This is a genomic window from Amycolatopsis sp. GM8 (assembly GCF_021653975.1).
GTDB lineage: Bacteria > Actinomycetota > Actinomycetes > Mycobacteriales > Pseudonocardiaceae > Amycolatopsis_E.
The window spans coordinates 755006-768468 of sequence record NZ_JAJKFK010000004.1; the positions used below are offsets into that span (position 1 = coordinate 755006).

Here is a 13463-nt window from a genome sequence, read left to right on the forward strand (position 1 = left end):
AGATCACGCGACCGGCGCGACCCCCGCCCCTACGTGATGTCGTCGGTGCTGCTCTTGCCCGCCTTCTCGACGGATTCCGGCTCGTCGACGGTGCTCGGCGTGTAGTCGAACGGGGCGGCCTGGTCGTCGGGGACGTCGTCCCAGCCCTCGTCCTTGCGCTGCCGCTCCTTGCGCTTGTCGTGCACCCGGGCGATCTGGATGGCGATCTCGAACAGCAGCGTGAGCGCGCCGGCCAGGCCGATCATCGAGAACGGGTCCGAGCCCGGCGTGGCGAACGCCGCGAAGACGAACAGCGCGAAGATGATGCCGCGGCGCCACTTCTTCAGCTGGGCGTACTTGACCACGCCCACCATGTTGAGCATGACCACCAGCAGTGGCAGCTCGAAGCTCACCCCGAAGATCACCAGCAGCGACAGCACGAACGAGATGTACTTGTCGGCCGTCAGCGCGGTGGTGAAGAAATCGCCGCCGAAGCTCATCAGCGCCTTGAACGCGTGCGGCACCAGCAGGTAGGCCAGCACCGCGCCGGACGCGAACAGCGCGCTCGCGAAGCCGACGAAGATCAGCGCGTACTTGCGCTCCTTCGTGTACAGGCCCGGCGCGATGAACGCCCAGATCTGGTACAGCCAGAACGGCGAGGTGAGCACCGCGCCGCCGGCGAGACCCACCTTCAGCTGGATCATGATGCCTTCGAACGGCGTCGTCTGCAGCAGCCGGCAGGTGCCGTCCGGCGCGATCGTGCCGGGCAGCAGCCGGTCGGCCGGGATCCCGCAGTACGGGGCGTTCATCAGCTGGCCGAGCGACTCGACCGGGCCCAGCCTGGTCTGGAACCAGATGAAACCGAAGATCCCGCCGGCGATCAGCGCGAGCAGCGCCCAGCCGAGCCGCCTGCGGAACTCGTAGATGTGCTCGATCAGCGTCATGGTGCCGTCGGGATTGTGCCGACGGCTGCGCTTGCGCCGCCGGGTCCGGCGGCTGGAGGGGACGGCGTCCGCCACGGAAGGCTCCGCTCGCCTCAGCTGGCGTGCTTCTGGGACTGGTCCTGCTGCTTCTTCAGCTCGTCGAGCTGACGCTGCAGGTCAGCGACCTGCTGGTCGGCGCCGGCCGGCTGTACCTTGCCCGCGGTGAGCTCCTTCTTCTCCGGCTCGCTCGCGGACTCCTCGTCCTCGCCACGCATGTCCTTGGTCTCGGCCTTGAAGATCTTCATGGACTTGCCGATCGAGCGGGCGGCGTCGGGAAGCCGCTTGGCACCGAACAGCAGAACCACGATCAGCACCAAGATGATCAAGTGCCACGGCTGCAACCCGTTCAGCATGAGTGGCCTCCTTTTCGTTTCATGCCCAATGCTACTGGTTTTCCATTACGCGTCGACGCTGCTGCAACGCCACGCGGACACCGGCCGAGCGCGCGCGGATGAGGCCGGCGCGATCGTTCGTGCTCGTCACGACCATGCTCAACGCCGAACGGAACCGGCGCAAGCCCCTGACCACAGCAATCAGCAGAACGCCCAGCAGGATCAGGCCCACGGCGGCGAGCAGGATGCTCGGCAGGTACGACACGCGGTAACCCTACTGGCCCAAGGTTGACGGTAGGTGACGCGCCCGGGCCAGCGCGTCGGCCGCCCGGCGACCAACCGCGGCGACCAGCTCGGGCGGGCTTTCCACGCGCGCGTCCCCGCCGAGGCTGAGCGCCAGCCGGGCGATCCAGGACTCGTCGCCGTAGCGCATCCGCACCCGCAGCCGCCCGCCCGGCAGCTCGGCGAGCTCCTCGCACGGGTAGTACTCGGCGACCCAGCGGGCGTCGGGGTCGAGCACCAGCTCCGCGACCGGCTGCTCCGGCTTGACCCGGAACACGCCGTCGGAGATGTCGGTCGGCCGCGCGGTCGGCGGCGGGGCGGCGGGCTCGTCGAGGACGCGCACGTCGTCGACGCGGTCGAGCCGGAACAGCCGGACCCCCTCGGCGCGGCGGCACCACGCCTCCAGGTAGCCGACGGCCTGCACGATCAGCAGCCGCATCGGGTCCACCGTGCGCTCGGTGATCGCGTCCCGGGACGCGGTGTAGTAGCGGATGCGCAGCGCCCGGCGGGCCTGCAACGCCCGCTGCACGACACCCCGGGTCTGCGCGGTGCGCTCGCCCTCACGCACCCCGAGCCCGACGACCACCCCGGCCGGCTGGGCCTGCCCGGCGGCGGCCTCGATCTTCGCGATCGCGCGGCGGACCGCGTCGGTGTCGAGCAGTCCCGGCGTCTCGGCCAGCGCGCGCAGCGCGACCAGCAGCGCTGTCGCCTCCGCACCGGTCAGCCGCAGCGGCCGGTTCATCCCGGCGTCGAAGGTGACCGTGACGGTGTCCCCGGCGAAGGACAGGTCGATCAGGTCACCGGGCCCGTAGCCCGGCAGCCCGCACATCCACAGCAGCTCCAGGTCACGGCGCAGCTGCTTCGGGGTGACGTCGAAATCCCGGGCCGCGTCGTCGATCTTGATCCCGGGCCGGGCCAGCAGATACGGGACCAGCGCGAGCAGCCGCGGCATCCGGTCGGTCGAACTGGTCACGCGCTTTCCCCCGCCACCGCCCGCAGCCGCTCCTGCACCGCTTTCGCCAGCACGTCCGGTTCGAGCACCAGCACGTCCGGGCCGTGCCCGGCGATCCAGTCGGCCGCGCTCTCCGGGTAGTACAGCTCCAGCTCCGCCAGGTCGCCCTCGACGCCGTCGACGGTCAGCCGCCCGACCGGCTTCGCCCGGCGCCGCACCCCGGCGGCACGGCGGTCGGCGATCCACAGCTTCGCCGTCGCGACCGGCGCCGGCTCTTTGCTCCCGCTGCTGCCCGCGACGAACTCGAGCAGGTTCACGTCCGCGGGCCGGTCCACCTCTCCGGGCGCACCGATCGGGCCGACCTCGCCCACGATCCGGGACAGCCGGAAGCACCGCGGCGCACCGCGATCGCGGTCGTGCCCGACGACGTACCAGCGGGCCCGCCACGACACCACGCCCCACGGTTCGAGCGTGCGGGTCATCAGCTCGGGCGAACCCGAGCGGCGGTAGTCGAACCGGACAGCCCGGCGGCACTGCACGGCGGCCAGCAGCGGGGAGAACGCCGGCTCGGTGCGCACCCGGGACTCGACGACCGGCGGCGCGGTGTGGTCGACCTCGACCCCGGCCGCGCGCAGTTTCACCAGCGCGCCCTGCGCCTGCCCGGTCAGTTCGGGGGAATCCCACAGCCGCACGGCGAGCCCGACCGCGGCCGCCTCGTCGGGCGCCAGCTCGATCTCGCCGAGCTCGTAGTCGCGCCGCGCGATGCGGTAGCCGTCCTGGGAGTCGAACACCGAGTTGCGGCCGGTCTCCAGCGGGATGCCCAGCTCCCGCAGCTCCGTCTTGTCCCGCTCGAACATCCGGGAGAACGCCTCGTCGCTCGTGGCGTCGGTGTATCCGGGCACGATCCCGCGAATCCGGTCAGCAGTCAGGTACTGCCGGGTGGACAGCAGGGCGAGCACGAGGTTGACCAGGCGCTCGGCGCGGGCGGTGGACACCCGAACACAGTAGCTCCTTTCCCCGGGCCCCGAACGGAGATCCGGCATTACACGCCGGAAATTCGAACCCATGACCGAACGCGCGCCGCCGATTACCGAACGACAGCTCAGCTCGCGAATTTCTGGATGTCCGCGCGGAGTTCGGGCGTCAGCGCGTGACCGCCCAGGCCTTCGACGATGATCTCGACCAGACGCTCCATCGCCTGCCTGCGCTCCGGCGCGCCGACCGCCCGCAGCGGGCCGTCGAGGGTCAGCATCGCCAGGCCGTGCACCGAGGACCACGCTGCGATCTCGGCCATCGGCCGCCGCTGTGCGGGCAGGAAACCGGCCGCGGTCAGCTCGTCGAGCGCCTCGACCAGCCGGCGGAACGGGGCGGTCTCCGCGAAGGCCGGCACTTCGGCCTTCGCCGCGAACGCGGTGCGGAACAGGCCCGGCTCGGCGTGCGCGAAGTCCAGGTAGCCACGGCCGATCGCGGCGACCGCGCACACCGCGCGGCGCACCCGGTCGCCGGTGTCCGGCACCCGCGTCAGCGCCTCGCTCATCGTCTCGCTCAGCCGCTCCATCGCCCGCTCCTTGGCCGCGTGCAGCAACTCCTCGTGCCCGGCGAAATGCCGGTACGCGGCGGTCGGGGTGACGCCGACGGCGCGGGCGGCGGCGCGGATCGTCACCGAGCCGGGGCCGCCGGACTGGGCCAGGTCGGCGGCCGCCTGGATGAGGGCGTTGCGCAGATCGCCGTGGTGGTAGCCGCCGGTGCGCGCGGGTGCTGAGGAACTCACAGCTTGATGTTGACACCCGTACACATGCATGGCAAGTTAACAGCCGTCAAGTTTACGACTGCCAACATTACGGGGATCCCATGTTCGCTCGCATCGGGCGGTTCGCCGCCGATCACGCACGAGCCGTCCTCGCCATCGCCGTCCTGCTCATGATCGGCGCCGGGGCACTCGGTATGACCGCCTTCGGCAAGCTCCAGTCGCAGGGGTTCACCGACCCCGGCGCGGAGTCCAGCCAGGCCCAGGACCTCATCCAGCGCGACTTCGGCGGCGGCGCCAACTTCCTGCTGCTGGTCCAGGCGAAGACCGGCACAGTCGACGACGCGGCCGCCCGCGCCGCCGGCACGGAGCTCGCCACCCGCGTCGCCGCCGACCGCGACCTGACCGGCGCCGCCTCCTACTGGCAGACCGGCGCGCCCGCGCTGAAATCGGCCGACGGCCGCTCGGCGCTCATCGTCGCGCACGCCGCCGACCAGGACAGCGTCGCCGGCATCGCCGACCGCTACGCAGGAAACGACGGGCCCGTCACCATCACCGCGGGCGGTGGCGCCGTCGCCAACGCGAACGTCAGCGACCAGGTCGGCAAGGACCTGCTGCGCGCGGAGATGATCGCCGTGCCGATCATCGCGATCCTGCTGGTGATCGTGTTCGGCAGCCTCGTCGCCGCGCTGCTGCCCCTCGTCGTCGGCGGGATCGCCGTTCTGGGCACGTTCGCGGAGCTGTCCATCCTCGGCTCGGTCACCGATGTGTCGGTGTTCGCGATCAACCTGACCACCGCGCTCGGCCTCGGACTCGGCATCGACTACGCGCTGCTGACCGTGAACCGGTTCCGGGAGGAACTGGCCGCGAACCCTGACGTGCGCACCGCGGTGACCCGGACGGTGTCCAGCGCCGGGCGCACCATCGCGTTCAGCGCCGCCACGGTCGCCGTCGCGCTCGCCGCGCTGCTGCTGTTCCCGCTGTACTTCCTGCGCTCGTTCGCCTACGCCGGGATCGGGGTGATCGTGATCGCGATGCTCGGCGCGGTCGTCGTGCTGCCCGCCCTGCTCAAGGTGCTCGGCCCGCGGGTCAACGCCGGACGGCTGCCGTGGGGACGCTCGATGAGCACCGTCTCGCCGTGGTGGGCGCGGCTCGCCGGCGCCACGCTGCGCCGTCCGGTGCGCGCCGCGCTGCCCGTGCTGGTGCTGCTCGTGCTGGCCGCGATCCCGCTGTTCACCGTGCAGTTCGGCACCCCCGACGAGCGCGTGCTGCAGCCGCCCGCCCCCAGCCGGGTGGTCGGCGACGTACTGCGCGCCGATTTCCCGCAGAACGACAGCCGCGCGATCCAGGTGGTGACCGTCGGCGAGCCCGGTGCCGCGCTGGGCGGCTACGCGCAACGCCTGTCCGAGCTGCCCGGCGTCACGCGCGTGGCGTCCAGTGCGGGCGAGTACAGCCAGGGCCGCGCGCTGGGCCTCTCCCCCGCCGACGCGACACTCGCGGCCCGTGACAGCCAGCGGCTCACCGTGCTGCTGGACACCACGGACTCCCGCTCGGCCGAAGCGCAGAACCTGGTCCAGCAGATCCGGCGGACCCCGGCGCCGGCCGAGGTCAAGGTCGGCGGTGACGCCGCAGTGCTGGTGGACTCGAAGCACGCGATCGCGAGCCGGCTGCCGCTGGCCGGTGGGCTGATCGCGGTGACCACGTTCATCCTGCTGTTCCTGTTCACCGGCAGCGTGCTGCAGCCGCTGCGGGCGCTGCTGTTCAACCTGCTGAGCCTGTCGGCGACGCTCGGGCTGATGGTGCTGGTGTTCCAGCACGGGTTCCTGTCCGGCACGCTCGGCTTCACCCCGCTGCCGCTGGACACGAGCATGCTGATGTTGTTGTTCTGCATCGCGTTCGGGCTGTCGATGGACTACGAGGTGTTCGTGATCAGCCGGATCAAGGAGGCGCACGACCACGGCGCCGGCCCGCGCGAGGCCGTGATCCACGGCCTGTCCCGGTCCGGGCGGATCGTGACCGCCGCCGCAGTGCTGCTGTCGGTCAGCCTGTTCGCGTTCGGCACCAGCGGGGTCAGCTTCATCCAGATGTTCGGCATCGGCACCGGCCTCGCCGTGCTGCTCGACGCCACGCTGGTGCGCGGCGTGCTGCTGCCCGCCGGGATGCGGCTGCTCGGCCGGCACGCGTGGTGGGCACCGGGTCCCTTGCGGCGCCTGCACTCCCGGGTCGGTCTGACCGAGGCGGAGGCGCCGCGGGAGCCGGTCAGTTCAGCGCCGTGATGCCGTACACGTAGGTGCCCGGATGCGTCGCCGCGTCTTGGCGCAGCACACCGAACCTGAAGGGCCAGGCCACCCGCAGCGGGGTGGTCTGGCCCGGCGGGATGCTGACGATCTCGTTCGGCACCCAGCCGCCGTCCTGCAGCAGGAACAGCATCGCCGCGCCGCGCTCGCCCGGTGCGAGCACGATGCTCCGCGGACCGTCGTCGACGCGGGGCAGCGAGTAGGTGGGCCCGAAGGCCGGATCGTTGGGTCCGGCCAGGTCGACGCCCGGCGCGCCGTGCAGATCGCACGGGTGGCTGGAGACGTTCTGGTAGACCAGCGGCACCTGGTCCTGGCCGGCCGCGGTCTGGGTCATCGTGCCCAGGCTCAGCGCGAGATCACCCGTGGCGCAGCGCGGCGTGCTCGCCGGCGTGGCCGTGGTGACCGCCGCGACGGCCTGTGCGGTCGCCGGCGAGGGCGCCTGGGCACCCGTCGTCGTGCCGCACGCGCTCAAGGCCAGCGCCGCGGCGGCCAGCGTCACAGCAGTCGTCTTGCCCCGATTCATGGTCCTCCCCCGATCTTGCTTACAAGAGGAGGACGCACGACCCCGCCCGCGGGTGCAGTCACGGACGGGGGAAGATCACAACGAGCTGATCAGCCTGTCCACCCGCTCGTCCACCGCGCGGAACGGGTCCTTGCACAGCACGGTCCGCTGCGCCTGGTCGTTGAGCTTCAGGTGCACCCAGTCGACGGTGAAGTCGCGGCCCGCGGCCTGGGCGGCGGCGATGAAGTCACCGCGCAGCTTGGCCCGCGTCGTCTGCGGCGGGGTGTCCTTCGCCAGCTCGATCTCGCCGTCGTCGGTGATCCGGCGGACCAAACCCTTGCGCTGCAACAGGTCGAAGATCCCCCGGCCACGCCGGATGTCGTGGTAGGCCAGATCCAGCTGCGCCACCCGCGGGCTGGAGAGGTCCAGGTTGTGCTTCGCGCGGTAGCGCTCCACCAGCCGGTGCTTGATGGCCCAGTCGATCTCGGTGTCGATCATCGAGAAGTCCTGCTGCTCCACCGCGTCCAGCGCGCGGCCCCACAGCTCGATGACGCGGCGCGCGGTCGGGCCCGAGTCGTTCGCCTTCACGTGCTGCACGGCGCGGCCGTAGTACTCGCGCTGGATGTCCAGCGCCGAGGCCTCCCGCCCGCCGGCGAGGCGCACCGGGCGCCGGCCGGTCAGGTCGTGGCTGATCTCGCGGATCGCGCGGATCGGGTTGTCCAGGGTGAAGTCGCGGAACTGCACGCCCTGCTCGATCATCTCCAGCACCAGGTGCGCGGTGCCGACCTTGAGCAGGGTCGTCGGCTCGGCCATGTTCGAATCGCCCACGATGACGTGCAGCCGCCGGTAGCGCTCGGCGTCGGCGTGCGGCTCGTCGCGGGTGTTGATGATCGGCCGCGACCGCGTGGTGGCGCTCGACACGCCTTCCCAGATGTGTTCCGCCCGCTGGGAAAGGCAGTACACCGCGCCCCGCGGGGTCTGCAGGACCTTGCCCGCGCCGCAGATCAGCTGCCGGGTGACGAGAAAGGGCAGCAGCACGTCCGCGATCCGCGAGAACTCCCCCGCACGGGTGACGAGATAGTTCTCGTGGCAGCCGTAGGAGTTACCCGCGGAGTCGGTGTTGTTCTTGAACAGGAAGATGTCGCCGCCGATGCCCTCGTCGGCCAGCCGGCGCTCGGCGTCCACCAGCAGATCCTCGAGGATCCGCTCACCGGCCTTGTCGTGCGTGACCAGCTGGACGAGGTCGTCGCACTCCGCGGTCGCGTACTCCGGGTGCGAGCCCACGTCGAGGTAGAGCCTCGAGCCGTTGGACAGGAACACGTTCGACGAGCGTCCCCAGGACACGACTCGCCGGAACAGGTACCGGGCGACCTCGTCCGGCGAGAGCCGACGCTGGCCGTGAAAGGTGCACGTGACCCCGAACTCGGTCTCGATGCCAAAAATCCGCCGCTGCATTACTCAATGCTAGGCGCTTTCCCGTGTGCGGAGGTGCGCCGATCGGGCGGCGACACGCCGATAATCCGTGACCGGCCGGTTCACCTGCGGTTTCGCCGGGCGCGACGAACGAGCCCCGGGGGTCACCCGGGGCTCGTTCGCGATCTCGTGCGATCAGCCGGCGGAGTCGCCGTTCGACGAAGCCTCGCCGCCCTCCGCCGGCTTCTCCTCGCCGTCGGTGGCGGGCTCCGGCTCCGCGGGCAGCAGCGCGTCGAGCGCCGCGCCCGTGATGCGCCGGAACGCGCGCCGCGGCCGGTTGCGGTCCAGCACGGCCACCTCGAGCTTCACCGGCTCGGTCTCGCCGTTGTTCGGGGAGGTCGAGCGCAGCGTGCGCACCGCCATCGGCAGCACCTGCTCCAGCTCGGCGTCCTCCTCGAACTCCTCCTTGAGCTTGTTGATGATCGGCTCGGTCTGCCCGCCCATCACCACGAACTGCGGCTCGTCGAAGATCGACCCGTCGTAGGTCAGCCGGAACAGCTGGTCGTCCGCCGAGGTGGCGCCGACCTCGGCCACGCAGATCTCCACCTCGTACGGCTTGAGCTGCTCGGTGAAGATGCTGCCCAGGGTGGCCGCGTACGCGTTCGCCAGCGCGCGGGCGCTGACGTCGCGGCGGTCGTACTGGTAGCCCTTGAGGTCCGCGTGCCGGATGCCGGCCACCCGCAGGTTCTCGAACTCGCTGTACCGGCCGACCGCGGCGAACCCGATGCGGTCGTAGATCTCGGAGAACTTGTGCAGCGTCGTCGACGGGTTCTCGGCGACGAACAGCACGCCACCCGCGTACTTCAGCACCACGACACTGCGCCCGCGCGCGATGCCCTTGCGAGCGAGCTCCGAGCGCTCGCGCATCAACTGCTCGGGCGAGGCGTACAGCGGCATCGTCACGGTGTCGGCTCCAAAGTGCGCTCGAAGGTTCGGTGGGACAACGGAAACTCAGCTGCGGCCCGAGGCGGCCTGTTCGCGGCGGCCCTCGACGACCGCCTCGGCGATCGCCGCGGCCTGGTCGGCGGGCAGCAGCTCGGCGCCGCGCTCGGCGGTGATCGTGACGACCGTGGGGAAGATCCGGCGCACCAGGTCCGGCCCGCCGGTCGCCGTGTCGTCGTCGGCCGCGTCGTACAGCGATTCGATGGCGCTGCGGATCGCGGCCTCTTCCGAGGCGTCGGGGTCGTAGAGCTTCTTCAGCGCGGATTTCGCGAACAGGGAACCGGAACCGATCGCGTGGTAGCCCGCGCTCTCCTCGTACCGGCCGCCGGTCACGTCGTAGGACACGATCCGCCCGGCGCGCTTCGGGTCGTCGGCCTCGATGTCGTAGCCGACGAACAGCGGCAGCACCGCCAGGCCCGCCATCGCGACCTCGAGGTTGCCCTTGACCATCGTCGCGAGCTTGTTCGTCTTGCCGTCCAGCGACAGCGAGACGCCCTCGATCTTCTCGTAGTGCGCGAGCTCGACGGCGTAGAGCCGGACCAGCTCGATCGCCAGCCCCGCGGTGCCCGCGATCCCGACCGCCGAGTACTCGTCGGTCACCGACACCTTGTCCATGTCGCGCGACGCGATCAGGTTGCCCGAGGTCGCCCGCCGGTCACCGGCGATCAGCACGCCGCCGGAGAAGGTCACCGCGACGATCGTGGTGCCGTGCGGCGCTTCCAGGTCCTTCGCGGACGCGGCCAGGCCGCCCCGGCGCCCCGGGAGCAGGTCAGGCGCCTGCATCTTCAGGAACTCGGCGAACGACGAGGTCGTGGTCGAGAAGTAGGCCGCGGGCAGCGAAGAACCCGAGGAGCCCGAGGTGTTGTCCATGCGTGCTCGTGATTCCCATCAGGTCGGTGGGGCTGGCGGTGTGCTGAGCCTAGTGGCCGGGCGGCGTGTCTTTACTCGCCGCCCTTTTGCACGTAGGCGCGCACGAAGTCCTCGGCGTTCTCCTCCAGCACGTCGTCGATCTCGTCGAGGATCGTGTCGACGTCCTCGCCGAGCTTCTCCCGGCGTTCCTGGCCGGCCGGACCGCCGCCCTCGAACTCCTCGTCCGAGTCGCCGCCGCCGTGCTTTTCGATCTTTTCCTGAGCCATCTCGCCTCCCGGTGAGCTGTTGGTTCCAGACTACCCAGTGGGAACGACAATCGGGGTACGTGAACGGATACGGGTCGACGTCGGTCAGTCGCTGCCGGTGAGGGCCTCGACCAGCTCCTCCGCCGTCGCCGAGCTGTCCAAGAGCTTCCCGACGTGGGCTTTCGTGCCCCGCAGCGGTTCGAGGGTCGGGATCCGCACGAGCGATTCCTTGCCCACGTCGAAGATGACCGAATCCCAGGACGCCGCCGCGATCGACGCCGCGTACTTCTCCAGCGTGCGGCCGCGGAAGTAGGCCCGGGTGTCCTCCGGCGGGTTCGTGATCGCGTGCCGCACCTCGTCCTCGGACACCAGCCGCTTCATCGAACCCCGGGTGACCAGCCGGTTGTACAGGCCCTTGTCCAGGCGCACGTCGGAGTACTGCAGGTCGACCAGGTGCAGCCGCGGCGCGCCCCAGGCGAGCTGGTCACGCTGGCGGTAGCCCTCCAGCAGGCGCAGCTTCGCGACCCAGTCCAGCCGGTCGGCGCACTCCTGCGGGTCGCGGGCGAGCGCGTCGAGCACCTCGCCCCAGACCCGCAGCACCTCTTTCTCCTGCTCGTCGCCGCCCTCGCGCTCGAGGTGCGCAGCCGCCAGCTCGTGGTAGGCGAACTGGATCTCCAGGCCGGTGTACTTCTTGCCGCCGGCGAGCGGGACCTTCGTCTTGAGCGTCGGGTCGTGGCTGATCTGGTGCACCGAGCGGACCGGCTCGTCCAGCTTCAGCTCGTCGAACCGCTGGCCGGTCTCGATCATGTCCAGCACCAGCGCGGTGGTGCCGACCTTGAGGTACGTGGAGTACTCGGCCAGGTTCGCGTCGCCGATGATGACGTGCAGCCTGCGGTACTTGTCGGCGTCGGCGTGCGGCTCGTCGCGGGTGTTGATGATGCCGCGCTTGAGCGTGGTCTCCAGGCCGACCTCGACCTCGATGTAGTCCGAGCGCTGGGACAGCTGGAAGCCGGCCTCCTCGCCCTGCGGGCCGACGCCGACCCGGCCGGAGCCGGTGACGACCTGGCGCGAGACGAAGAACGGGGTGAGCCCGCCGATGACCGAGGTGAACGGCGTCGAGCGGGACATCAGGTAGTTCTCGTGGGTGCCGTAGCTGGCGCCCTTGCCGTCGACGTTGTTCTTGTACAGCTGCAGGGGCGGCTGGCCGGGCACGGTGGCGGCCTTGAGCGCGGCCTCCTCCATCACCCGCTCGCCCGCCTTGTCCCAGATCACCGCGTCGCGCGCGTTGGTGACCTCGGGCGCGGAGTACTCGGGGTGCGCGTGGTCGACGTAGAGCCGCGCCCCGTTGGTGAGGATGACGTTGGCCGCGCCGAGGTCCTCGACGTCGGGATCGTGCCCCGGCCCGCCGGGGCCGGCCAGGTCGAACCCGCGGGCGTCCCGCAACGGGGACTCCACCTCGTAGTCCCATCTGGCCCGGCGCGCCCGGGGGATGTCGGCCGCGGCCGCGTAGGCCAGAACCACCTGTGTCGAGGTGAGCACCGGGTTCGCGGTCGCGTCGCCCGGCACCGCGATGCCGTACTCGACCTCGGTTCCCATGATCCGCCGCATGTCCCAAGCCTACGGGTCGCCCCCGCGGCGGGTGCGTGGCGGCCACGTTGCGGCGCGGTAAACCACCCGGCCGCCCTAAGGTCGAGGCCGTGCACGACGAACTCGTCGCGATCTACGACGCCACTGGCACCGTCACCGGCAGCGCCACCAGGGCGGACATGCGGGCGCGCGGCCTGTGGCACGCCGCCGGTGAGGTGCTGGTGCGCTCGGGCGACGGTGAAAGCGCTTACATTCACCGCCGGTCACCGGACAAGGACGTGTTTCCCGGACTGTGGGACTGCTGGGCGGGCGGTGTGGTCGCCGCGGGCGAGACCCCCGCCGAATGCGCTTTCCGGGAACTGGGCGAGGAACTGGGCATCCACACCGCGGAACTGGCGCCGTTGTTCACGCACGTCTTCGAGCGACCGCCGTACCGGTGCCACAACTTCACCTTCGAGACCCGCTGGCACGGCCCGATCGTGCACCAGCCCGAGGAGATCACCGAAGGCCGCTGGATGCCGCTGCGCGAACTACGGGTGTGGGCCGAAGACCCGGGCAGCCCGATGATCCCCGACGGGCGCGCCGGGATCCTGGAATGGTTCCGCCGCTACCGCTAGGAGGTTCCTGGCGTCAGGGCTGGGCCGGGAGTTTGCGGGCGGCCAGCGGGACGAGGCTCTTCACCGCGTCCGAGGCACGCGTCGTCGTGGTGGCCGTGACCTGCAGGCCCGACAGCACGTGCCCGGTCGCCAGCAGCACCGTGCAGGTGCCGTTCGCGCACCAGCCGCGCGCCGAATCGGCCCCGGCGGGCAGCGGGAAGCTGAGCTTCTGCCCGTCGCACTGCACCCGGCTCAGCACGTCGGTCGCGTTCTGGTCGAGGTAGCCGGTGACCTGCTGGATCAGCGTGGAACCACTGGTATAGGTCCAGCTCGCGCCGCGCGGATCGCCCGCCGGCACCGAGTTGAAGCAGGGGCCCTTGTCCGGCCGCTCGGCCGCGGCGCGCACCCCCTCGCTCGCGAGATCGTCCTTGGTGAGCACCGCGGCGGCGACCTCGTCGGCGATCGCGTGCCGGGCGCTGCTCGACGCGGCGACAGCGGGATCCGGTGTGGCGGAAGAGGAAGGGGCCAGCGCGGGCGACGCGCTCGTCGTCGCGGCCGAGTTGCCCGGCGTGTTGTAGTAGGTCTCCAGGTCGTTGGGCCGGTCGGCGCAACCGGCGAGTCCGGCCAGCAGCACCACACTCAGGACCACTACCCGTCCGTGACGCACCGAGTCGCC

The 13463-nt window shown here is 70.9% G+C and carries 15 protein-coding genes; 2 read left to right on the forward strand and 13 right to left on the reverse strand.

Annotated elements, in window-relative coordinates:
- Positions 1-29: 29 nt before the first annotated feature.
- The 6 genes from tatC to LOZ83_RS22130 form a co-directional block, all read right to left on the reverse strand.
- Entirely contained in the window at positions 30-998 is a 969-nt protein-coding gene (gene tatC / locus LOZ83_RS22105; protein WP_236793023.1) for a twin-arginine translocase subunit TatC, read from the reverse strand.
- A gap of 17 nt (positions 999-1015) precedes the next feature.
- Positions 1016-1315, reverse strand: coding sequence for a Sec-independent protein translocase subunit TatA (tatA, locus tag LOZ83_RS22110; protein WP_236793025.1), 300 nt, complete (start codon positions 1313-1315; stop codon positions 1016-1018).
- Between the two features lie 31 nt (positions 1316-1346).
- The gene (locus LOZ83_RS22115) at positions 1347-1559 is read right to left on the reverse strand and encodes a bacteriophage holin (RefSeq protein ID WP_236793027.1); all 213 of its coding nucleotides are present in this window, start codon (positions 1557-1559) and stop codon (positions 1347-1349) included.
- Between the two features lie 9 nt (positions 1560-1568).
- Entirely contained in the window at positions 1569-2549 is a 981-nt protein-coding gene (locus tag LOZ83_RS22120) for a YafY family protein (protein WP_236793029.1), read from the reverse strand.
- A complete protein-coding gene (locus LOZ83_RS22125; RefSeq protein WP_236793031.1) occupies positions 2546-3523 on the reverse strand; it encodes a YafY family protein in 978 nt (325 codons plus the stop codon). The genes LOZ83_RS22120 and LOZ83_RS22125 overlap by 4 nt, the downstream gene beginning before the upstream one ends.
- A gap of 107 nt (positions 3524-3630) precedes the next feature.
- Positions 3631-4299 (reverse strand): TetR/AcrR family transcriptional regulator, encoded by a 669-nt coding sequence (locus LOZ83_RS22130; protein ID WP_236793033.1) that lies wholly within the window; start codon positions 4297-4299, stop codon positions 3631-3633.
- Positions 4300-4379: 80 nt separating this feature from the next.
- Between LOZ83_RS22130 and LOZ83_RS22135 the strand changes: the two genes are divergently transcribed.
- Positions 4380-6551, forward strand: a complete 2172-nt coding sequence (locus tag LOZ83_RS22135; protein WP_236793035.1) for an MMPL family transporter — start codon at positions 4380-4382, stop codon at positions 6549-6551.
- Here the strand turns inward: LOZ83_RS22135 and LOZ83_RS22140 are convergent.
- The 6 genes from LOZ83_RS22140 to dop all read right to left on the reverse strand — a co-directional run bounded on the left by LOZ83_RS22140 (position 6535) and on the right by dop (position 12212).
- Positions 6535-7095, reverse strand: coding sequence for a DUF4232 domain-containing protein (locus LOZ83_RS22140; RefSeq protein WP_236793037.1), 561 nt, complete (start codon positions 7093-7095; stop codon positions 6535-6537). The two genes, LOZ83_RS22135 and LOZ83_RS22140, sit on opposite strands and share 17 nt — an antisense overlap.
- A gap of 75 nt (positions 7096-7170) precedes the next feature.
- Positions 7171-8529, reverse strand: a complete 1359-nt coding sequence (gene pafA / locus LOZ83_RS22145) for a Pup--protein ligase (RefSeq protein ID WP_236793039.1) — start codon at positions 8527-8529, stop codon at positions 7171-7173.
- 153 nt (positions 8530-8682) lie between these two features.
- Positions 8683-9450 (reverse strand): proteasome subunit alpha, encoded by a 768-nt coding sequence (gene prcA / locus LOZ83_RS22150; protein ID WP_236793041.1) that lies wholly within the window; start codon positions 9448-9450, stop codon positions 8683-8685.
- A 48-nt stretch (positions 9451-9498) separates the two neighbouring features.
- On the reverse strand, positions 9499-10359 hold the full coding sequence (gene prcB / locus LOZ83_RS22155) for a proteasome subunit beta (protein ID WP_236793043.1): 861 nt from the start codon (positions 10357-10359) through the stop codon (positions 9499-9501).
- 71 nt (positions 10360-10430) lie between these two features.
- A complete protein-coding gene (locus LOZ83_RS22160) occupies positions 10431-10625 on the reverse strand; it encodes a ubiquitin-like protein Pup (protein WP_005150863.1) in 195 nt (64 codons plus the stop codon).
- A gap of 84 nt (positions 10626-10709) precedes the next feature.
- Positions 10710-12212 (reverse strand): depupylase/deamidase Dop, encoded by a 1503-nt coding sequence (gene dop / locus LOZ83_RS22165; RefSeq protein WP_236793045.1) that lies wholly within the window; start codon positions 12210-12212, stop codon positions 10710-10712.
- Between the two features lie 89 nt (positions 12213-12301).
- On the opposite strand from dop, the gene LOZ83_RS22170 reads away from it, so the two are divergent.
- Positions 12302-12808, forward strand: coding sequence for an NUDIX hydrolase (locus tag LOZ83_RS22170; protein ID WP_236793047.1), 507 nt, complete (start codon positions 12302-12304; stop codon positions 12806-12808).
- Positions 12809-12821: 13 nt separating this feature from the next.
- Here the strand turns inward: LOZ83_RS22170 and LOZ83_RS22175 are convergent, their stop codons facing one another.
- Entirely contained in the window at positions 12822-13436 is a 615-nt protein-coding gene (locus tag LOZ83_RS22175; protein WP_236793048.1) for a hypothetical protein, read from the reverse strand.
- Positions 13437-13463 lie beyond the last annotated feature (27 nt).